Here is a 21246-nt window from a genome sequence, read left to right as displayed (position 1 = left end):
CTACTCACCCTCCATCGCGGCGGTTGGGCGCCTCGGTCAGGGCGGCCTCCGATTCGTCGGCCGACGCCTCGGGCAGCCGATGGTGCGGCCGGCGGGGAAACATGTGTCGGCCGACCGGGGCGAAGCGGCCCTCATCGGTGAAGAACATCCAGTGGGTGACGGTGAGCGTGTGCTCGTCCGCCTGGATGTAGTTAAAGCTGTTCTTCTCCCGCTCGCGTGCACGGCCCCGCCGCGACGTGGTGGTGCCGCACTGGGCGACGATAATGCCGTGCTCGCGTTCACCCCCCGCGTAGATGTCGAGTGAGTTGCCGATATACGCGCGGTGCAGGTGGCCGCCCAACAGCAGGTCGACGTCGTGCGCTTGAAAGTAGTCGAGCGCCCGCCGGGCGCCGGGCATGACGGGCGAGCGGTCGTAGTCCGGCGGCGGCGCGAAATGGTGATGGACGACCACGATCCGCAGCTCACCGGCGGGGGTTTGGTCGAACTCCCGGCCGCACAGCTCTAGTTGCCACGGATCGACGCGTCCGTTGGTGATCGCCCGCCTCGGCGCCGCGGAGTTCAACGCCACGATGCAGGCGCCCTGATCGCCGGCGTGGACCCGCAGCACCTGGTTCAGCTCGGTAGAGATGTGCTTCTGGTACTCGCGGTAGGGGTCGGTGAGCCGCTCCCAAACCCGGTACAGCGGCACGTCGTGGTTGCCGGGGATCACCACGTACGGGACCTCGGGCAGCGCGTCGATAAACGCCTTGGCCTGCTCGAACTGCTCCGCCGTCGCGCGTTGGGTGAGGTCGCCGTTGACCACGATCGCGTCGATCGGAAGCTGCTGCGCTTGTTTGAGCAGCGCATCTCCGACCCCCGGCACGTACGGGGGGCCGAAATGGAGGTCGGATATCTGCAGAAGGTTCAGCATGCGTCCTCGAGTCAAACAGCCTTGCACTTCTCAGCCGCGGGGCGGCGTCCTAAGCTTCCTAGGTTATGGCGGACGAAGACCCAAGCGTGAAGCCGGTGCTCATCGAATCGACCCCCGACGGGGACGACGGCGCCGCTGCGCAGCCGCTGCCCAAGACGCAGGGGGAGTTCTTTGCCCGCGCCGCCGAAAAGGTCCGCAGCAAGTTCCCTGCCACCAGCGGCATCTACCTGTTCCAGGACCAGGCGGGGCGGGTGCTGTACGTCGGCAAGGCAAAGAACCTGCGGGCCCGCGCCGGCAGCTACTTCCTCAAGGCCGCCGCGGACGACTCCCGCACACGTGACCTGGTGCGCGAAGCGTACGACATTGATTTTCTGGAAGCCGAGAGCGAGGTCGACGCGTTGCTGATGGAGTCGCGGCTGGTCAAGGACATCCAGCCCAAGTTCAACAAAGAGCTCCGCGACGACAAGACGTTCCCCTACCTGCAGATCACCACCCACGAAGACTTCCCACGGGTGGAGATCACCCGCGAGCCGCGCGGCAGCGCCGCCAAGCTGTACGGGCCGTTCACCAGCGTCGGCGCGTTGCGCGGCGCCCTGCAGGCGCTGCAGAAGATCTTCAAGTTCCGCACGTGCAGCCTCGACATCGAGGCGGACGACGAGCGTTGGCGTTGGTTCCGCCCCTGCCTGTTGGCGTCCATCGACCAGTGCACCGCGCCCTGCAACCTGCGGGTCAGCAAGGAAGACTACCGTCGCGACATCCAGCGCCTGAAGACCTTCCTCGAAGGGGGCAAGACCCGGCTGCTCAAGGAGCTGCGCGACGAGATGCAGGCCGCCGCGGCGGAGCTGCGCTACGAGAAGGCGGCCCGCCTGCGGAACGAGATCAAGCTGCTAGAGCGCCTCGACGAGCGCGGCGACCTGGAAGAGAACGCCCAGCCGGAGGTGTTCTACGTCGATCCTAAGAAGGGGCTCGCCGGCTTGCAGAAGGTGCTGAAGCTGCCGAAGCAGCCGCGCACGATCGAGGGGGTCGACATCGCCCACTTGGGGGGCAACGAAACGGTCGCCAGCCTCGTGCAATTCCTCGACGGGCTGCCGTTCAAGCCGGGCTACCGCCGGTACCGCATCCGCGAGGTCGAGGGGATCGACGACTTCGCCAGCATCCGCGAGGTGGTGGCCCGCCGGTTCAAGCGGCTCAGCGACGAGGACGCGGTCTTCCCAGACATCCTGCTGGTCGACGGCGGCAAGGGGCAACTCGGCAAAGCGATGGAGGCGTTCAGCGTCCTAGGCATCGAGCCCCCCACGGTGATCTCGCTGGCCAAGAAAGAAGAGCTGATCTACGTCCCCGGCCGCAGCGAGCCGCTGCGGCTCTCACGCAACGCCTTCGCGCTGCGGCTGCTGCAGTACGTGCGTGACGAGTCGCACCGATTCGCACAGCACTACCATCACTTGCTGCGGAAGAAGCGGACGCTGGGGGAGTAGTGATAGTAGCCGGGGCTTTGGAGGCAGGTTAGAATCGGAGATATGTCAATGACCGCTGCAATCACCATCGATCCAGTCAGCGGCGCCACGTGCCAGGGGCCCGCTCCGAAGCGTTTTACGGTGGCTGAGTATCACCGAATGGCGGAGGCGGGGCTGCTCGAAGAGAGCGAACGCTTTGAACTCCTTGGTGGAGAGATTGTTTACATGGCTCCCCCAGGATCGGACCACGGCGCCATCACGGATAGGCTGCCAAAGTTCTTTTTGCCTCGCTTGCTCAACCGCTTCTGCCTGCGTGTGCAAGGGGCTGTCAAGCTTTCCGAGGATAGCGAGCCGAACCCGGACTTCATGATCCTCACGCACCGCGAGGACGACTACCGTGCGGCCAACCCTACACCCGAGGATGTCCTGTTACTCGTCGAAGTCGCACACAGCAGCATCGCCTTCGATCGATCAACCAAGCTGCGACTGTATGCGCTGGCCGGGATATCGGAATACTGGGTGGCAGATGTTCGACGCAACGAATTGATTGTGCACCAAGAGCCGAACACGGCGACCGGAGAATACAGCGCCATCAAGCACCACAGCGTCACGCAGAAGATCGCCCCGCAGGCGATCCCCGATTGCGAGCTCGACCTCGCCTGGCTGTTCCGCTGATTTGAGAGTGAATCCTGGCGAACCGTCGGCGTCAGCCGCCGGAGCTTTCGACCTAGGTTCTTCGGGAGCGAACGACTATCGCGCCCCACTCCGTTGGCTAGAACGCCAACGGCTCGTCTGATTACGCCGCCACGGGCAGCGGTTGGCGCCACTCGCGGCGGCTCTCGCGTTCGCCGGGGCCCTGCCAGCGACGCAGCGCGATCGCCGCCATGTGGCCTCCGAAGGCGATCGATAGCTTGAGCGCGTGCTCGATGGCGCGGTCGCGGCCCACCAGCGGCGTGCAGTCGAGGTCGCACTTGGGGTCGGGGTGGGTCAGGTTCAGCGTCGGCGGGCAGAAGGCGTCTCGCATCGCCAGCGCCGTGATCGCCAACTCAACCGCGCCCGAGGCGCTCACCAAGTGGCCGATCATCGATTTGTTGGCGGTCACGTTCACCCGGTCCGCCGCGCGGCCCAGCGCGGCGCGCACGCCGTGCGACTCCATCGCGTCGTTCTGTTGGGTGCCAGTGCCGTGGGCGTTCACCAGGTCGATATCGCGCGGGCTTAGCTTCCCTTGCCGCAAGATGTTCTGGATTAGCTGCACCAGCGCCGTGCTGTCGCCTTCAAGCGAGGTAACGTGGCGGGCGTCGTTCAGCAGCCCGCCGGCGACCACCTCGGCGTAGATCGACGCCCCGCGGGCCAACGCTAGGTCGAGCCGCTCCAGCACAAACATCGCGGCGCCCTCTCCCATCACGAATCCGGTCCGGCCGGCGTCGAACGGGCGGCAGGCCTGCTCCGGATCGTCGTGCTGGGCCAGCACCCGCATGTTGGAGAAGCCCGCGGCGATCAGCGGGTTGATGATTTCCGAGCCCCCCGCCACGGCGTAGTCGCACAGCCCGTCGCGGATGGCCCGCGTGGCAGAGATGATGCCGATGGTGCTCGACGCACAGGCGGTGACGTTCGACATCCGCGGCCCGTGCAGGCCGAACTCGCTGGCGACGCGGGCGCAGGCGCTGTTGGGCATCCACTGGGTGTGCCAGGGGGCGCCGGGGGGGAACAGGTCGGGCCGGCCGTTCAGGCCGGCGATGTACGACATGTCGCCCATGTGGCCGGTGATCGAGCAGCCGAAGCGGTGGCGGTTGTCGGCCTTCGGGCGGATGCCGGCGTCGGTCAGGGCCTCGGCCACGGTGCGGCTGCAGAGCGGGAAGTTCTTCAACTCCGGCGGCTCGGGGCCCCCCAGGCGGACCTGGGCGCCCAGCAGGCTGCCGTCGGGGATGCCGGGGATGCCCGTCATCCCGCGGACGCCGCTGCGTCCCCTTTGGATGGCGTGCCAGACCCCCTCGCGGTCGTTCCCGACCGAGGTGATCAGTCCGATCCCGGTGATGACAACCCGGTCGTGTGCGTCTTGATGTTGTTTCACGGCATGCGACCCGGCGATGACGCTGCGGGTGGAGGAAGGCGTGGCGAGGGGAGGGAATACAACATCTGGCGGAACGACGCCAGCGAGGTTCGGTCGCCACCGGCATGTACGGCGGCCCCTTCGGTCCGTTTCTAAAAGAAACGTGCGTGCCCCCCTAGTGGGGAGCTTGCGACCCTGAGGGGAGCAGCTAAACTTCAGGCGTCTGGGGCAAGAAACCCTGGCAGAGGCAATGTTTTAATCGAAATTGGGCGTCAAACCCACGGATTGCTGTGCTGCTAGGGGAGGTGATCCGGACGCTCGACGATCGCTTCCGGCTTACCCTTCCGGCCGACATGGCCGCGGGGCTGTGCCCGGACGGCGCCGATGCTTGCATGCTTGCAAAGGAACGCCCCGGCTGCGTAAGCCTGTGGCCGCTAGCACGGCGGCAGGCGCAGATCGACGAAGCGGTGGCGCTCGTGCGTGGCAAGCTCGATTCGGGCCGGCTAGCCGGGCGGCAGCGAGAGGTACAAGCGCTGGGCCGGCTGCTGTCGACCCGGCACCAAACGGCGCCGCTGGCGGGCCGTGGACGGCTGGTGGTGCCCGAGGGGTTCCGCGAGTTCCTGGGCGTTGAGCCGGGGGGCTCGGTCGTGGTGATCGGCGCCGCGGTGTGCGTAGAGGTGTGGCGTCCGGACGCCTGGGCCCAGTGCGTCGGCGACGAGGCGCCCCGGTTCGATGCGATGCTGGAAGACCTGATCGGCTAGCTCGAACAATCCAACAAGAACAAGAAGAGACAAGCAGCTCCCACGCTCGACCAGACCGAAGCCTTTCCCCGTTTCCCGACCGATGTCACCCGGTGGGGCGCAAGTCAGTTGGGCCAAAGTCTCGTCGGGCGTGGGGCTGCTGTTTTTTTTTTGAAGCGGTCAGCGATCAGCGATCAGCTTTCAGCTTTGACGCGCAAGCGACCGATGGCGGGGGCGTGAGCCATCCGCGCGGCCTTTGGTAGCAGCGGACCTAAAGTCACCGCGAAGCTGGATCGCGCGCGACACTCGAACCGCGCCGATCCTAGGCCGGCCGCTTTCGACCGCTTGCGCGTCAAAGCTGACCGCTGATAGCTGACCGCTGATAGCTGACAGCTAAAAGCTATCAGCTACGCCCCCTTCGTCACCGCGACGAACGCCATCCGCAGTTGATGCAGCACGTCGGCCAGGGCGCTGGTCTCTTCGGCCGAGATATTGCCCTCGGTCTTCTCCTTCAGCACGCCGATCATGTCGATCAGGTACTTGGCCTGGTGGCGTTGGACGCCGGCCTTGCCGGTGAGCGGGTGGGGCATCTGGCCTAGCGAGATCATCGCCTCGCTCACCAGCGACGTCACCAGCAGGTCGAACGACGCCGGCGGCATCTCCATGTCGTCTTCATCGGGCGACTGGGCGTCGGCAGCCGGCTGGCCTTCTGCTTTTGGGGGTTCGTCTAGGGCGTGCTTCTCCGCCTCGACTTGCGACTTCCAGTCTTCGTCGATGATGATCTTCTTCGGCTCGCTCATGTGTGCGCCTCTTCGGTTTTGGGTTGGGCGCCCGCGGCGTCGGGATCGCTGGGGCGCTCGCTGCGACGCAGGCGGTGCTGCACCGCGGCGCCCACGAAACCGGCGAACAGCGGGTGCGACGCGGTGGGCTTCGACTTGAACTCCGGGTGGAACTGCACGGCCAAGAACCACGGGTGCGCCGGCAGCTCAACCGACTCTACCAACGCCCCGTCGGGGCTCAGGCCAGAGAACCGCAGGCCGTGGGCCGCAAACTGCTGCCGGTACTGGTTGTTGAACTCGTAGCGGTGCCGGTGCCGCTCGTTGATCTCGCTGCGGCCGTAGCACTGGGCGGCCAGGCTGCCGGGCTCTAGCTTGGCGGGCTGGGCGCCCAGCCGCATGGTGCCCCCCATGTTCGTCACGGCGCGTTGCTCGTCTAGCAGGCAGATCACCGGGTGGGGGGTGTTCTTGTCGAACTCGGACGAGTGCGCGTCGGCCAGCCCCGCGACGTTGCGGGCGAACTCTACCACCGCGCACTGCATGCCGAGGCACACCCCGAAGAACGGCACGCCGCGCTCGCGGCAGAAGCGGATCGCCTGCACCTTCCCCTCGATGCCGCGCTCGCCGAAGCCGCCGGGCACCAGCACGCCGTCGTAGCCGGCCAGCAGCCGCTCGGGGCCCTCGGTCTCTACCTCTTCGCTGCGGATCTGGCCGATGCGGATCTGCGCCCGGTGGGAGATGCCGGCGTGGTCGAGCGCCTCGTAGATCGACTTGTACGCGTCGCGGTGCTCCGCGTACTTGCCCACCACGGCGATCGAGATCTCGTGGTTGGGGTGCCGCAGCCGCTGCAGCAGCTCGCGCCAGTCGTCGACGTTCGGCTCGGGGGTCACCAGCCCCAGCTTGTCGCAGATCAGCTTGTCTAGCTTGTTGCTCACGAGGCTCAGCGGCACCTCGTAGATCGAGAAGTCCTTGTCGCGTTCTTCGATCACCGAGTCGACATGCACGTTGCAGAACAGGGCGATCTTCTCGCGGTCCTCACGGCTGATGGGCTGCTCGGTGCGGCAGATCAGCACGTCCGGCGCGATGCCGATCTGACGCAACTGGCCCACGGAGTGCTGGGTGGGCTTGGTCTTGAGCTCGCGGGCCGCCTTGAGGTAGGGGACCAGCGTCAGGTGCATGAACAGGCAGTTCTCTTTGCCGACGTCGATCGGGAACTGCCGGATGGCTTCCAGGAACGGCAGGCTCTCGATGTCGCCCACCGTGCCGCCGATCTCCGTGATGACCACGTCGACCGGCTTGCCGTGCGGGTCGTTCGGGTCGCGTTCGTCCGCCATCTTGGCGATGACGCTCTTGATCTCGTTGGTGACGTGCGGGATCACCTGCACGGTCTTGCCCAGGAACTCGCCGCGGCGCTCTTTGTTGATGACGCGTAGGTAGATCTGCCCGGTGGTGTAGTTGCTGTTGCGGGTGAGCGGGGCGGAGGTGAAGCGTTCGTAGTGGCCCAGGTCGAGGTCGGTCTCGCTGCCGTCGTCCAGCACGTACACCTCGCCGTGCTGGTAGGGGCTCATCGTCCCCGGGTCGATGTTCAGGTAGGGGTCGAGCTTCTGCATCCGCACGCTCAGGCCGCGCTTCTCCAGCAGCATGGCGACCGAGGCGCTGGTCAGACCCTTCCCGAGCGAGCTAACGACCCCGCCGGTGACAAAGATGTGCTTGGCCATAGATGTGGGCGCCTCGTGCGCAAGGGGGGGCGGGCTCGTGGGGGTGGACGCCCCTATGATAGCGTGCGAAGCGGCGGATCGAAGGCGCCCCGCGCCGCACGTGCGACGGGGGGCGTGCGAGCCGGGCCGTCCTCGGCCCCGGCGCAGCCTGCGCAAGGCTAATCAAGTTCAACCGCGCCGGGGGCGGGGACGCCCCGGCTCGCGCGCTCACACGGTGGCGCTATGCCAGGGGCCGGTGATCGCCAGGGTCAGCCCCTTGGGCTGGATGTTGACGAACAGCGTCGAGCCGTCCGGCGAGAAGCAGGCGCCCGCAAACTCCCCTTTGGCGTTGTTATCCGCCAGCGTGTAGAACTCGCCCCGCGGGGTGACGCCCACCAGGCGGACCGTCGTGCCCTGCCGGTCTTCGCACACCACCAGGTCGCCCCAGGGCGACATCGTGAGGTTGTCTGCGTTCTGCACCATCCGGTTGTCGTTCGGCTCCGCGAACAACTCGAGCGTGTCTCCCTCGGCCGAGGGCTCCAGGCGCCAGATCTGGCCGATATTCTTCTTGCCCCCTTCGGTGCAAGCGAAATAGATCTGGCCGTCGGAGAACCACATCCCCTCGCCACGCCCGAACCGGGCGGCGCCCGCGTTGAAGCCCTGGTACCGCAGCTCGTCGGTCGGGGCGTCGACGTCGTGCATATCGATCCATGCCGCCGACAGCCGGTCTCCGACGGCCACCCGCTGGCGGTCGTAGTTGCGGGTGTCGAGCGACTTCTTGTCGCGGACCGCGAGCGCTTGCAGCCGCCCCCCCGCGGCTAGGTTGCCGGGCTGCTTCGGGACGAAGCGGTACAGCAGCCCGTCCTTTAGGTCTTCGGTTTGGTAGACGATGCCGGTGACCGGGTCGACCGCGACCGCCTCGCGGTAGAATCGCCCCATGTCTCTCAGCGGCGTCGCTTTCTGCAGCCCCGGCTGGGCGCCCGCCTTGACTTCGAAGGCGTAGCCGTGGTCCTGCTCGCAGGTGTACTGGCGCAGCACGCCGTCCCCTTTGCGGGCGGTCGTTTCTTCACAGGTGATCCAGCTCCCCCAGGGGGTGGGGCCCCCGGCGCAGTTGCGGATGGTGCCCCCCAGCGAGAGGAACTGCTTCACCACCTTCTGCTGCTTGGTGTCGTACACCACGGTGGAGACGCCGCCGTAGCCGGGCCACTTCTCTTCGCCCCGGTCGTACAGAAGCGCCTTGTCGATCCGCGAGAGCCGCTGGTTCTTGTCGCCGAACGGCCCGACGTCGGTCGGTTCGTTCTCATGGTTCCGCAAGATCAGCGTTAGCCCGTCGGGGCCGGGGAAGGTCGCCATGCCGTCGGGCTTACCGGGGACCAGCAGGCCGTCGGCCATCTCGTCGCCCGTGCGGGAGATTACCTGGTAGCGGAAGCCCACCGGGAGGTCGAGCAGCCCCTCAGGGTCGGAGGCGAGGGGGCCGTAGCCGATGCCCGCTCCGCGGTTGGGGGCCGGGCCGGCGCTAATGACGTCCCCAGCTATAAGCCGCTGCACGCCCAAGAATCCGGCCGTGTAGGCGCTCGACCACTGCAAGAACTCTCGGCGAGAAGTAGGCATGGCGACTGATTGAGTGGTGGATTGGGTGGTTTGGGGGAGGCGCGGGCGCTGGTCGGTCCCGGTTCTGGCCCCGGTTTCGGACCCCCGGACGCCCCAGCATATCGAGCGAATTCTGTCAGTTCTACGGTTCTTCGGCGTCAATTTGCCGCGTCGGCCCGGGCCCATCGGCCGGGCGAACGACGCCCGAGGTGGACACGATCCGACCAGCCGCTGGCCGTTCCGGCCCCAAATCGACGCCGCTCGGGCTCGGCACAACTTCTGCACGGGATAATCGAGATCCCCCTTCCGTACGTGAGGACCCGCGATGCAGACCGAACCAAGCCAGCAGCTCGTCTACCGTTGCCCCGTATGCCACCATGATATCGATGTAGATGAAGGTTTCGTGAATGAGACCATCCAATGCCCCAATCCTGAGTGCGGGCACTCGATCAAGATCTCCGCCCCGCGGGCCACGCTGGTGGGGGTTTCCGATCCGAACCAGCCCGACGACCGCCCCGATGTCCAAGCGGCCGCCGACAACGAAGAGGTGCTCAAGGTGATGCACCCCTCCATGCTCCGCCAGCAGCCGCTGAAGTTCTTGGGGCTGTGGCTGGTGGTGCTAGGGGGGACCATCGGTTCTTTCACGGCGCTGGGCTACGAGCAGCCTCTGGCGGCCGCGGCCGCGGGGGCCGCCGCCACCGCGGCGGGGGTCGTGCTACTCTACTGGTGGGTGTGCGTGATGGCGACCACGCTCACTATCTCAACCCGCCGCACTGAGCTGCGGTTCGGCATCATCCAGAAGAACACCAGCGACGTTCAGCACGACGACGTGCGCAACATGCAGATCGACCAAAACATGATGGACCGCATGCTGGGGGTGGGGACCATCAAGATCTCTAGCTCCGGCCAGGACGACCTGGAGATCGTGGCAGTGGGCTTCCGCAACCCCGAAGAAATCGCCGCCCTGATCCGGCAGAATCAGTGACCAGCCGCCACGGGCCTGCGGGCCTCGGCGGGGACAGCCTCGACCGCGCCCCCGCCCACCGGAGCGGCCTGTGGGAACGCCGCCTCGATGGCCTTGCTTAGCCGGCGCCACGCCTCGGTGACCGGCGCCTTGTCGCCGTACTTGAACCGATCGACGTTCGTGTCTTCACGCTGGTAGTGGAACACGGCGCCCGGCATCCCTAGGTCTTCGAGCGCGTCGTCGATCCGGCTCACGTGCCGGCCGTGGTCGTCTACGTACACGACCGCGGCGATGTCTGCGTCAGACTGGTGCAAAGCGATCCGCAGCATCGCCCCCTTGTGCTGCCCGCTGGTCATCAACACCCCGCTGCCGAAGCTTACGGGGCGCGGGTCGCCCAGGCCGCAAGCCTCGGCGTACGCACGCGGCAGTCCGACGCTCTCGGGCCGCTGGGCGTCGTAGGGGTAGAAGACGCCGGTCGGCATCCCGGGCATGGGGAGCACCGTTGGGCCGAAGGCGTAGCCGTTGCGGGTCAACTCGCGTTCGGTCTGCGGGCGGAACTCGGGGCCGCGGGAGGTCAGCAGCAGCGTCTTCACGCCAAGCCCCTGGGCCTGCTTGACCAGCGCCGGGATCTCCGGCTGCGGCGGGTGCATATGGCCCAGGGTGAACAGCAGGCCCTGCGCCTCGAGCAGCCCGTCGAAGTCATCGGCGACCAGCTTGTCGGAGCCCGGCTCGTTGGCCAGCAGGAAGCTCTGCCACTCGAACCAGGCGTCGCTGCCCAGGTCCTGGTCCATCGCCAGCAGCGTGTTGTCGATGTCCGCCACCAGCAGCACGCGGTCGCCCCCTTGCTGCTGGGCGTAGGCGTCGACCCGTTGGATCACGTCGGCGAAGTCGTTTGTTTCGCAGTAGTCCGCGGCGTACAACGAGGCGGCGGTCGGCGCCCACAAGACGGCGGCGAGCAACAAGCGGAACATCGCGGTTGGCCCGGGGGAATGCGGGCCCGTTGAGGGGGGCTTTGCGGCGAGGGCAAACCCCCAGCATAGTCGGGCCGCACGGTCGTTCCTACTAACCCGGCGGAACGATTCTACGCGATCTTGTAGGTCGCCCAGCGGTGGCGTGTGATCACCCCTTCGACCAAGTAGATAACGTCCTCGGAGATGTTCGTCGCGTGGTCGCCGATCCGTTCCACGATCCGCGACGCCGAGAACAGGTGCAGGTAGCCCGCAGACTGGTCGGGACGCTTCTCCATGGCCGCGATGATCTCCTGGATCACCTCGCGGTTGATCGCGTCGACCTCGTCGTCGCGGCGGCAGACGCTGTGCGCCAGGTCGACGTCCAGCGTCACGAAGGCCCGGTGGGCGTCGTGCAGCATCGACAGGGCCCGCACTACCATCTGCTCCAGCCCGGCCGGGATGGGCACGTCTGGGTGCTCTGCCAGGGCCTCGGTCCGCTCGGCCAGGTTGAGCGCCAGGTCGCCGATCCGTTCCAGGTCGGAGTTGATCTTGATCGCGGTTGCGGTCCGCCGCAGGTCGATCGCCACCGGCTGGTGCAGTGCCAGCGTCTCGAGGCATTCCTCCTCGATCCGCACCTCGGACGCGTTGAGGTCCGATTCTTGGGCCAGGATCTCTGCCGCGGTGCCCAGGCACCGCTCGCGCAGGCCACGGTAGGCGGTCTGCACCATCTGCTCGACCACAGACGCCTGCTGGGAAAGGGAACGCTCGATCTGGTTTAGGTCGCGTTGAAGGTGCTTGCTCATCAATATCCGGTTTTGTTCCAAACGTATGTAGCGGGCGGGCCCACCGTGGCGCCGCCATTTTGGCTTCACAGTATCTTCATCTTACGTTCATAATCGCCCTAGGGCGATGGCAAAATCTCGCAAAAGACCTGCAAAACAGGGGCCAAACGTACGCTTCGCTAGCTAACCAGCGCGAGAACAGCCTGATTCGCGCGGCCGGCGGCGGGCCTTTCGGGCCGTCCGGTGTCGGATTGCCAGAGAACAGCCGACCAACAACGCCCGCGCCGGGAGGTTGCCCCAGCGGCCGTGGGAGCTTACCCTAGGAGTAATCGAAAAACGACGTAAACTGTTGCGATTAAACGAGTTGGTCGGGTGGCAGAGTGGTCGAATGCACCGGTCTTGAAAACCGGCGTGCCGCAAGGTACCGGGGGTTCGAATCCCTCCCCGACCGCGTTTTAATCAGCAGTACACGGCGCCTTTGCCGCACAGACGGGGCGATTCTCGCCAACGGCGCCCGGCGCGGTCTCGGCGGCACGAAATTATTCGGCCGTTTTGCTTTCCGGTCGGCCGTCGGCGGACCGCTGGTCGACACTTGGCCTTGCTTTGGGCCGTCCCCTGGGCAATCACAGCGGGCCGGTTCGGCCCGGGTTGGCGTCTGCTGAGCAAGCCGCCGGTTAGGCGAGCAGCCCCGGCACCACCTTCGCCGGCAGCACGCCGGTGAGTTTCTGATCGAGCCCCTGGTGCTTGATGGTGAACCGCTCGTGGTCGAAGCCCAGTTGGTTGAGCACCGTGGCGTGCAGGTCGCGGACCGGCACGGGGTCTTTCACGATGTTGTACGAGAAGTCGTCGGTCTCGCCGTACACGGTCCCCGCTTTGACGCCGCCGCCGGCCATCCACATCGTGAAACAGCGGGGGTGGTGGTCGCGGCCGTAGTTTTGGGCGGAGAGGCCCCCCTGGGAGTAGATGGTGCGGCCGAACTCGCCCCCCCAGATCACCAGCGTGTCGTCCAGCATGCCCCGCTGCTTGAGGTCCTGGATGAGGGCGGCGCAGGGCTGGTCGACGTCCTTGCACTGGTCGGGCAGCCGGCCGGCGACGTTGGCGTGGGTGTCCCAGTTGTTGTGGTAGATCTGCACGAAGCGGACGCCCCGCTCCACCATCCGGCGGGCCAGCAACGCGGTGTTGGCGAACGTGCCCGGGTCGGCGGCCGCGTCGCCGTACATGGCCAGCGTGGCGGCCGACTCGGTCCGCAGGTCGGTCATCTCGGGGACGCTGGCCTGCATGCGGAACGCTAGCTCGTACTGCTTGATGCGCGTTTCGGTCTGCGGGTCGCCCAGGCGGTCATAGCCAAGCTGGTTGAGCCGGCCGACCGCGTCGAGCGTGGTGCGCCGCACCGCGCGGGGCACGCCCGGCGGGTCGTTGATGTACAAGATCGGGTCGCCGGCCGTCCGCAGGCTCACGCCGGCGTGCTGGCCGGGGAGGTAGCCGCTGGACCACAGGCGGCCCGAAATGGCTTGCTCCTGCTCGCGGTTGGTGGGGCGGGCGACCATTACCACAAAGGTCGGCAGGTTGTCGTTCAGCGAGCCCAGCCCGTACGAGGCCCAGGCGCCCAGGCAGGGTCGGCCCGCTACCTGGTTGCCGGTCTGCATGAACGTGATCGCGGGCTCGTGGTTGATAGCCTCGGTCTGCATGCTGCGGATGAAGAGGACGTCGTCCACCGTCTGCTTCATGTGGGGCAGCAACTCGCAGACGGTCATGCCAGACTCGCCGCAGCGCTCGAAGCGGTACTTGGAGGGGGCGATGGGGAAACGGGCCTGCCCGCTGGACATGGTGGTGAGCCGCTGGCCCATCCGTACCGAGTCGGGGAGGTCCTTGTCGTACCAGCCCCCCATGGCGGGCTTGTAGTCGTACAGGTCCATCTGGGGGGGCCCGCCGACCATGTGCAGGTAAATGACGTTCTTGGCGCGGCCGGGGAAGTGCGGACCGGGCGCGCCGGCCGGGGCCGACGAGCCCAGCGCCCGACCGGCCAACGGGCCGGCGAGCGTGGCCAGCGCGCTGGCGCCCAGCAGGTGCTTGCCCTGCGACAGGAAGTAGCGGCGACCGATCTCGGTCCGGAGCTGGCTGTGGGCGTCCATCATTTGTTTAGCGCCTCGTCGAGGTTCATAAGCTCGTTGGCCAGCATCGTCCACGACGCCAGCTCGGCCTGCGCCACGCTCGCATCGACCGGCGACTCGCCGACCTCGATCAACTGCTGCGCTTCCTGGGTGTGAGCGGCGTAGAACGACGCCAGGTCGTCGAGGCTCTGCTGGAGGATCGCTTTCTCCTGCCCGCTCGCCTCGCGCGCCAGCACGCGGGTAGCGATGTACGACAACCGGTGGTGGAACGAAGGGGGGGCCTGCTTGAGGGCGCGTGTCGCCAGCACTCGTGCGGCCTCGACAAACTGAGGGTCGTTCAGGGTCACCAGCGCTTGCAGCGGCGTGTTGGTGCGTTCGCGGACCACGACGCAGTTCTCACGGCTGGGGGCGTTGAAGATGTCCATCGACGCCGGGGGCGCCGCCCGCTTCCAGAACGTGTACATGCTGCGGCGGTAGAGCGCGTCGCCGGCGTCTTGCTGGTAGTTGCGGGTGTTGGAGCCCCCCATCGCCACCGCCTCCCAAACCCCTGAGGGCTGGTAGGGCCGGACGCTCGGCCCGCCGATCTGGTCCGACAGCAGCCCGCTGGCGGCCAGGGCGTAGTCCCGCACCATCTCTGCGTCCATGCGGAACCGCGGCCCGCGGGCCAGCAGCCGGTTGTCTGGGTCGCGGGCGTGGTCTGCTGCGCTTGCCCGGGCGCTCTGCCGGTACGTAGCGCTGGAGAGAACCTGCTTGAACAACCGCTTGATGTCCCAGCCCGACTCGCGGAAGTCGACCGCCAGCCAATCGAGCAGCTCGGGGTGCGAGGGGAGGTCGCCCGGCACGCCGAAGTCGCCGGCGGTCCGCACCAACCCCTGCCCGAACGCCTCCTGCCAGAACCGGTTCACCGTCACCCGCGCGGTGAGCGGGTGATCGGCGCGCACCAGCCACTTGGCCAGGCCGAGGCGGTTGCGCGGCAGCTCTTCTGGGAAGGGGGGCAGGAACGCCGGGGTATCGGGGCCGACCTCTTCGAGCCGCTGGTCGTACTCGCCGCGGTCGAGCACGTACGCCTTGGCCGGCTCGGGGCGTTCTTGCATCACGTGGGCGATCGTGCCGCGGGCCTGGATGTCGGCCTGCTCACGCGCCAGGGCGTCGTGGGCCGCTGCGAGCTGCTTCCCCTGGTCATCGAGGTTGGTGAGCCACCAGCCGTAGAGCGCGTTGATGTCTGCGGCCGCGCGAACGGGGTCTGCGGCCGCGCGAACGGGGTCTGCGGTCACGCGATCGGGGTCTGCGGCCGCGCGATCGGGCGCCTGTGCGGCGATCACCGCGGCGAAGGCGGTGGCGTTGGCCAGCCCGCTGGCCTCGCTCTCGGAGAGCGCCCGGTCGTACACCCGGGCGTCTTCGACCGCGACGCCCGACAGCACGCTGCCCCGGTCGCGTTGGCCGATCTTGTAGGGGACCTTGGTGCGCGTGGTCCCCTTGAGCTTGTCCGCCTGCACGCTCACCGGCTGCGACTTGCCGTTGACGTAGACCTTCACCCCGCCCGCCTTGCCGGTGCCGTCGTGGGTCACCACCACGTGCACCCACTCGTCCGCGGGCAGCGGGTCGCGCGTGACGACCTTCACAGCGTCGTCGGGCCAGTTGTGAATCAGGTGAGAGCCGATCCGCCGGCCCTCGAACCACATGTCCCAGCCGCGGTAGCCGTGGCCGTCTGCATCGTCCATCCGCGCCATCAGGGCGCCGCTGGAATCGTTGTTGGCCAGCTTCACCCACACGGCGGCCGAGAAGGCTTGGTCCCGCTCAAAGTCGCCTGCGCCGGCGACCTCGAGCGCGACCCCCTGGTTGAGGTAGGCCGCCTTCGAGGCGGTCTTGCCGGGGCGCCACTCGACGGTCGCCGGGCGGGGGGCGGTCGCCGGCTTGCCCGTGAGGGTGTAGCTCAGCTCATCGCCGCCGCCGGTCAGCGGCGCCAGCAGTTGCAGCCCGCGGGTCGGGATCCAGTCGGCCAGGTCCTGGTCGTTGGCGCCGGCCAGCCACTGGTCGAACTCGGGTCGCGCCGCTTCGCGACGCGCGGCGGCTGCGTGCTCCGCGGCGGGGACCTCGGTCCGCAGCGCCTTCCAGCGTGGAGCGTCCTTCTGCAGCGGCACCGCCACGATGGGGGGCGTGTCCTTGACGTTGCCGTCCTTGGCCGCTTGGGTCGTGTTGTTGAAGAACGCAGAGAGCTCGTAGAACTCTTTCTGCGACAGCGGGTCGAACTTGTGGTCGTGGCACACCGCGCAGCCGGCGGTCATCCCCATCCACACCAACGCGGTCGTGTCGGTGCGGTCGCGCGTGTAGAGCACGCGGTACTCTTCGTCGATAATCCCCCCCTCGTTCGTGGTGATGTTGCAGCGGTTGAACCCCGAGGCGATCCGCTGCTCTAGCCCCGCGTCCGGGAGGAGGTCGCCGGCGAGGCTCTCGATCGTGAACCGGTCGAACGGCATGTTCTGGTTGAACGCGGCGATGACCCAGTCGCGATACGACCACATCTCGCGGTAGTTGTCGAAGTGCACGCCGTGGGTGTCGCCGTAGCGGGCGGCGTCCAGCCAGTAGCGGGCGCGGTGCTCGCCCCAGCGGGGGGAGTCGAGCAGCCGGTCGAGGTAACGCTCGTACGCGTCCGGCGCGTCGTCGGCCAGGAACGCTTCAATCTGCTCGGGGGTCGGGGGGAGCCCCGTCGCGTCGAGGCAGGCCCGCCGCGCAAGCGTACGCCGGTCTGCCTCGGGCGCAGGCGCCATCCCTTCGGCCTCGAGCCGCGCCAGCACAAACCGGTCGATCTCGTTCCGCGCCCAGCCCTGGCGTTCCACCGCCGGGGGTTCTGGCCGCTGCGGCGCGATCAACGACCAGTGCGGCTGGTACGGCGCCCCTTGGGCGACCCAGCGGACCAGCGTCTGCTTCTGTGCGTCGGTAAGGCGCTTCTTGCTCTCGGGGGGTGGCATTAGTGCCGAGTGATCTTCCGACAAGACCCGGCGGATGAGCTCGCTGGCGTCGGGCTCGCCCGGCACGATCGCCGCGCCGTCGACCGCGTCTTCTCGGCGATCGATCCGCAGCCCCGCTTGGCGCGAGGCAGAGTCGGGGCCGTGGCAGGCGAAGCAGGCGTCGACCAGGATCGGACGCACGTCGCGGTTGTACTGCAACGGCTCGTCGGCGCGTGCGCCGTAGCACGCCAGACCGAACGTCGCCATCGCTGCCAGCAACGGCGCCACGACGCGGCAAAGGCCTTCCGATCGGAGGCTCGGCGCCTTCGGCGGCACTTTGACGGTGTAGCCAGGGGCAAGAAGCATAGGATCGCGCTTAGGTGGGACGCTTGTTTTCACACATACAATCCGCGGGTCGCCCGCAACACCCTACACCTGAAGCCAGCCCGTCGACAACAGTGCCCACGGCAACCGAGCGAGCGCTGGCAGGGGGCTCAAACAGACAGGAAAAGGGTCATCGAGTGTGATACGTATTGTACCCGTCGTTTCATCCGGTCGCCATTTGCTAGGCGGAGGCCAGCGACCCAGAGAGGGGCCGGCTACAGGGGACTGGTTTCTCTCCGTTTGGGCCGCTGGCGACAACCGCCACCGGACGGTTTCCTTAGAAATCTGGCCTACTTGGAATGCTCGGCGCAGCCCGCGGGACGTTGCCTGCGCGCGTCGCTCATCGTTGATTGCCCCGTTCTGTGCGCAAAAATCCAACCAAGATTGACGAGAATCGTCCATGAATCTTCGACGCTTCGTCGGGCGCCAAGCGCTCTTGGCGGGCGGGCTGGCCGTCGCCGCTCAGGCCGACGCGGCTTTGCCGATTCGGTGAGAAGACAATTGAACCGACGATGGGCGCGCTCGGGTCCTACCAGCGCCGCGACTGGTTCCGCGACGCTAAGTTCGGCATCTGGTCGCACCGGGGCCCCGTAGGCCGCGGCGGGCCCCGTCACAGGAGAGCCCAGCGGCTACCGCTGTAGCCGCGCGCCGGCCCCGTCCTGTTTCAAGACGCGTACGACCCGTGATCGGGATCGAGCGGTCTAGGCCTCGACCTCGGGGATCTCGAACCCGCTGCGGTACTGCTGACGGCCGAGCAACTGATTCGCTCCGGCGGCCGCCGGGCCGCGGAAGCGTTCGCTGTCCGGGTCGATGGCCAGCATCTCGCTGAGCGAGAAATTGTCGCCGTCGAGCGCCACGTTGTTGCGTTTGAGGTTGTCCTGCAACCTGGCGACAACCTCCTGCCACAGCGGCTCTTGGGAGACCTGCGTCACGCTCTGCGCGCCGTCTAGCGGCGCCGCCGCGCGGCAGGCCGCGTTGGCTAGCAGGCACCACGCCGTTGAGTTATGGCCCGTTTCTACTTCGGCGTTCAGCAGGCTGCGGTCGTTGCTCCGCACCGCCTCGACAAAGTTGGCGTAGTGGTTCGGCTCTCCGCCGTTCCCCTTGAAGGCGCGGATCTTCTTGCCGGCCGCGTCGTAAGCCACAGCGCCGCCGCGGTGGCCTTCCAGCCAGCCCCCTTCGCCGTACACCACGTAGCCGCTGTCGTTCCCCTTCTCCGCCAGGGGCGGGGCGCCCTTGAGCGGCTTCAGGTTGCTCACCAGGCAGACCACCGGCAAGACGTCGGACTCGAACAGCGTGGCCTGGAAGTTTGGGGTGTTGCCGGCGTCGTCCCACAGCACCCGGCCCCCGAACGACGCGGTCGCGGTGGGGAAGGCCGCCTGGTCGCGCAACGCGACGTTGCGTACGTCGTCGAGGATGTGGACGCCCCAGTTGCCGAGCTCGCCGTCGCCGGTGTTCCAGTCCCAGTGCCAGTCGTAGTGCAGCTCGTCACGGTAGATGGGGCGGTCCTGGGCGGGACCGAGCCAGCGGTCGTAGTCCACCGTGGCGGGGGGAACCAGCGGCGTCGTGCGCCGGCCGATCGGCTTGCGTTCGCCGACGCGGGAGGCGACCACGCCGGTCAGTTTCCCAACGCCCTGCTGCTCGTGCAGGAACCGCTTGAGCTCGGCCTGCATCGGATCGCTCCGCTGCTGGGTGCCGATCTGCACGACGCGGTCGTTGCTGCGGGCGGCGTTGATGAGCTGCCGCTGCTGCCACAGGTCGTGCCCCAGCGGCTTCTCTACGTAAACGTGCTTGCCGGCTTGGCAGGCGCGGATGGCGGCCAGGCAGTGCCAGTGGTTGCAGGTAGCGATCACGACCGCGTCGATGTCTGGGTCGTCGAAGACCTGCTGCATGTCGGTGTGACGCCGCTCGATCTTGTGCTTGTCTCCAAGCTCCGCCATCCGGGCGCTATCCGCGTCGCAGACCGCCAGCAGGTTGACGCCGGGCAGCCCCGAAAACTTCTCGGATAGCTGGCCGCCACGCCAACCGGCGCCGATCACGCCCAGGTTCAGCCGCTCACTGGGCGCGGCGTACGCACGCCGGCCGCTGAGGGCGGCCAGGGCCAGGGTCGCAGCGGAGCCGCCCAGAAACGTTCTGCGGCTGGGAAGGTAGCGTTCGGAAGGAAGAGACATGGCGGGTCGCCCTGGAGGTGTTGGATTGGTTTCTAGATTAACTAAACGGCGCGAGCGGCACCAAGGGGGCCGATCGGCGGCCGGCAAGCTGCTGCCGGGCGCCACGCCCGGGTGCGGCGGCGTGCGGAAGGGTACTCGTGCCTAAAAACCCTGCGGAATGGGGTAGGGGTCGCCCAGACGCTCTTGTTCGGCCGCCAGCAACGCCTCCAGCTCGCGTCGCTTCTCGGCGTGCTGGGGGTCGTCTGCCAGGTCGTGCTGGCCGGCGAGCGGCTGGTTGCCCGTGAGCGCTACTACGGCGGGGGCGGCGTGTTCGTTCAGCAGCTCGTTGGGATTCTCGTTGAGATTGAAAAGCTGGGTCTTGCGGACCTGCCCGTCCAGCACGTCGTGCTTGACCAGCTTCCAGCCGTCGGCCGTCTTCACCGCGCGGATGCCGGGCTTGGTGCCGCCGCAGTAGGCGCCGTACATCTGGTCGCGGACCCGCTCTGCCTTGCCTTCGAGCACCGGGCGGAAGCTGACCCCCTCAACCGAGTCGGGGACCGGGATGCCGGCCAGGTCGCACATCGTGGGGAGCAGGTCGAGCAGGTAGACAAACCCACTGGCGCGATGGCCCGGCTCGATGCCGGGTCCCTGGACCAGCAGGGGGACGGTCCACGTGTGCTCGTAGAGGTTCTGCTTGCCCACCAGCCCGTGCCTTCCCACGGCGATGCCGTGGTCGGACGTGAAGAGGACGTAGGTGTTGTCCAGCTCGCCCATCGCTTCGAGCTTGTCTAGCACCCGGCCGACCTGCGTGTCGAGGTACTCGATGCACGCGTACTCGCGCCCCGTTTCATTGCGGATGGTCGCCTCGGAGCGGTCGGTAAGCACGCCGGAGACCTGCTCCTCGTCGCGCAGGCCCGGGTGGCCGTGCGGGAAGGGGTGCTTCGGCAGGTAGTTCACCGGCAGCCGCGGCGCGGCGGGGTTGAGCTTCTTGGGGGGCTGCTGCAGGTTCTCGGCGCCGTACTTCTGCAGAAGATTTTCCTCTGCGTTGCGGGGGTCGTGCGGGTGCGAGAACCCGAGGTAGATAAAGAACGGGTCGTCGCTCCCCTGCGCCTCGCGGTCCTCCAGGTACTTGAGCGTCTTGTCGGCGTGCCACTCGCTGCCCGGCTTGTCGCCGCCGCGGCAGTCCGCTTCGTCCCGCCGCTTGAACTGCGCGTTGGCGGGGGCGAAGGTGTTGCCCGATTTGCAGGTTCGGTACGTGTCGTAGCCGGCCGCGTTGAACAGCGCCGGCAGGCTCAGCCGGGCCCCCTCGGCCATCGCTGCGGGGGTCTTGAGCTCGTCGTTGGCGCCGGGGATCCGCCAGACGGTCCGGCCGGTCATGATCATCGTGCGCGACGGCAGGCACACCGCGCCGGACCACGACCCCATGTGGTGGGCGTCGGTGAGGCACGCGCCCCGGGCGGCGAGCCGGTCGAGGTTCGGCGTGTCGCACGCGCGGTCGCCGTACGCGTTGAGCGACGAGGCTTCTTGATCGTCGGTGACGATCAGCAAGAAATTGGGCCGATCGCCGCCGGCCGCGTGGCGAGGCGCGTAGAGCATCGCCCCCAGCGAAAACGCCAGCAGCAGTGCGGACAGGCGTGCCTGCGGTCGTAGGATCATGGTGTAGAACTCAATGGACAAGGCAGAACAGCGGGGAAGCCGCACCCGCGCCACAAGGTGGTTTAGGCGTCCTTCCACGGCACGGCA

Annotated in this window: 15 protein-coding genes and 1 tRNA gene; 5 read left to right on the top strand and 11 right to left on the bottom strand. The window is 67.4% G+C overall.

The annotated features are described in order from the left end of the window. Positions 1–4 precede the first annotated feature (4 nt). Positions 5–910: a metallophosphoesterase family protein gene (locus tag Pla175_RS21805; protein ID WP_145290621.1), complete on the bottom strand. Its 906-nt coding sequence runs from the start codon at positions 908–910 to the stop codon at positions 5–7. A 65-nt stretch (positions 911–975) separates the two neighbouring features. On the opposite strand from Pla175_RS21805, the gene Pla175_RS21800 reads away from it, so the two are divergent. Beyond that, entirely contained in the window at positions 976–2385 is a 1410-nt protein-coding gene (locus tag Pla175_RS21800) for a UvrB/UvrC motif-containing protein (RefSeq protein ID WP_145290617.1), read from the top strand. Between the two features lie 48 nt (positions 2386–2433). Beyond that, a complete protein-coding gene (locus Pla175_RS21795; protein ID WP_197527059.1) occupies positions 2434–3039 on the top strand; it encodes a Uma2 family endonuclease in 606 nt (201 codons plus the stop codon). 121 nt (positions 3040–3160) lie between these two features. Here Pla175_RS21795 and Pla175_RS21790 read toward each other — a convergent pair whose 3' ends face one another. Continuing rightward, positions 3161–4435 (bottom strand): beta-ketoacyl-[acyl-carrier-protein] synthase family protein, encoded by a 1275-nt coding sequence (locus Pla175_RS21790; protein WP_145290611.1) that lies wholly within the window; start codon positions 4433–4435, stop codon positions 3161–3163. Positions 4436–4704: 269 nt separating this feature from the next. On the opposite strand from Pla175_RS21790, the gene Pla175_RS21785 reads away from it, so the two are divergent. Then, positions 4705–5175, top strand: coding sequence for a division/cell wall cluster transcriptional repressor MraZ (locus Pla175_RS21785; protein WP_145290608.1), 471 nt, complete (start codon positions 4705–4707; stop codon positions 5173–5175). Between the two features lie 386 nt (positions 5176–5561). On the opposite strand, the gene Pla175_RS21780 is transcribed toward Pla175_RS21785, so the two are convergent. The 3 genes from Pla175_RS21780 to Pla175_RS21770 all read right to left on the bottom strand — a co-directional run bounded on the left by Pla175_RS21780 (position 5562) and on the right by Pla175_RS21770 (position 9238). Beyond that, positions 5562–5954 carry a DUF1844 domain-containing protein gene (locus Pla175_RS21780; RefSeq protein WP_145290605.1) on the bottom strand — a complete coding sequence of 131 codons (393 nt, stop codon included), beginning with the start codon at positions 5952–5954 and terminating at the stop codon, positions 5562–5564. After that, the gene (locus tag Pla175_RS21775; RefSeq protein WP_145290602.1) at positions 5951–7648 is read right to left on the bottom strand and encodes a CTP synthase; all 1698 of its coding nucleotides are present in this window, start codon (positions 7646–7648) and stop codon (positions 5951–5953) included. The genes Pla175_RS21780 and Pla175_RS21775 overlap by 4 nt, the downstream gene beginning before the upstream one ends. A gap of 207 nt (positions 7649–7855) precedes the next feature. After that, positions 7856–9238, bottom strand: a complete 1383-nt coding sequence (locus tag Pla175_RS21770) for an alkaline phosphatase PhoX (RefSeq protein ID WP_145290599.1) — start codon at positions 9236–9238, stop codon at positions 7856–7858. A gap of 304 nt (positions 9239–9542) precedes the next feature. On the opposite strand from Pla175_RS21770, the gene Pla175_RS21765 reads away from it, so the two are divergent. Then, positions 9543–10202: a PH domain-containing protein gene (locus tag Pla175_RS21765; RefSeq protein WP_145290596.1), complete on the top strand. Its 660-nt coding sequence runs from the start codon at positions 9543–9545 to the stop codon at positions 10200–10202. On the opposite strand, the gene Pla175_RS21760 is transcribed toward Pla175_RS21765, so the two are convergent. Beyond that, positions 10196–11152 (bottom strand): DUF2608 domain-containing protein, encoded by a 957-nt coding sequence (locus tag Pla175_RS21760; protein ID WP_145290593.1) that lies wholly within the window; start codon positions 11150–11152, stop codon positions 10196–10198. The genes Pla175_RS21765 and Pla175_RS21760 overlap by 7 nt on opposite strands. Positions 11153–11262: 110 nt before the next feature. Next, the gene (gene phoU, locus Pla175_RS21755; RefSeq protein WP_145290590.1) at positions 11263–11934 is read right to left on the bottom strand and encodes a phosphate signaling complex protein PhoU; all 672 of its coding nucleotides are present in this window, start codon (positions 11932–11934) and stop codon (positions 11263–11265) included. A 345-nt stretch (positions 11935–12279) separates the two neighbouring features. Here phoU and Pla175_RS21750 point away from each other — a divergent pair. Beyond that, positions 12280–12364 (top strand) — tRNA-Ser (locus Pla175_RS21750). Between the two features lie 223 nt (positions 12365–12587). On the opposite strand, the gene Pla175_RS21745 is transcribed toward Pla175_RS21750, so the two are convergent. From Pla175_RS21745 to Pla175_RS21730, 4 genes are all read right to left on the bottom strand, one after another. Continuing rightward, complete coding sequence (locus tag Pla175_RS21745; RefSeq protein ID WP_197527058.1) at positions 12588–14048, bottom strand: DUF1501 domain-containing protein; 1461 nt, start codon at positions 14046–14048, stop codon at positions 12588–12590. After that, positions 14045–17338 (bottom strand): DUF1553 domain-containing protein, encoded by a 3294-nt coding sequence (locus Pla175_RS21740; RefSeq protein WP_197527057.1) that lies wholly within the window; start codon positions 17336–17338, stop codon positions 14045–14047. The genes Pla175_RS21745 and Pla175_RS21740 overlap by 4 nt, the downstream gene beginning before the upstream one ends. A gap of 719 nt (positions 17339–18057) precedes the next feature. Next, positions 18058–19524 carry a Gfo/Idh/MocA family protein gene (locus Pla175_RS21735; protein ID WP_145290587.1) on the bottom strand — a complete coding sequence of 489 codons (1467 nt, stop codon included), beginning with the start codon at positions 19522–19524 and terminating at the stop codon, positions 18058–18060. Between the two features lie 141 nt (positions 19525–19665). Continuing rightward, positions 19666–21159 (bottom strand): sulfatase-like hydrolase/transferase, encoded by a 1494-nt coding sequence (locus tag Pla175_RS21730; protein WP_145290584.1) that lies wholly within the window; start codon positions 21157–21159, stop codon positions 19666–19668. Positions 21160–21246 lie beyond the last annotated feature (87 nt).

Origin of the sequence: Pirellulimonas nuda (genome assembly GCF_007750855.1) — a bacterium.
GTDB lineage: Bacteria > Planctomycetota > Planctomycetia > Pirellulales > Lacipirellulaceae > Pirellulimonas > Pirellulimonas nuda.
The sequence above is the reverse complement of the archived record's forward strand: the minus strand, read 5'-3'. Positions and strand labels throughout refer to the sequence as shown.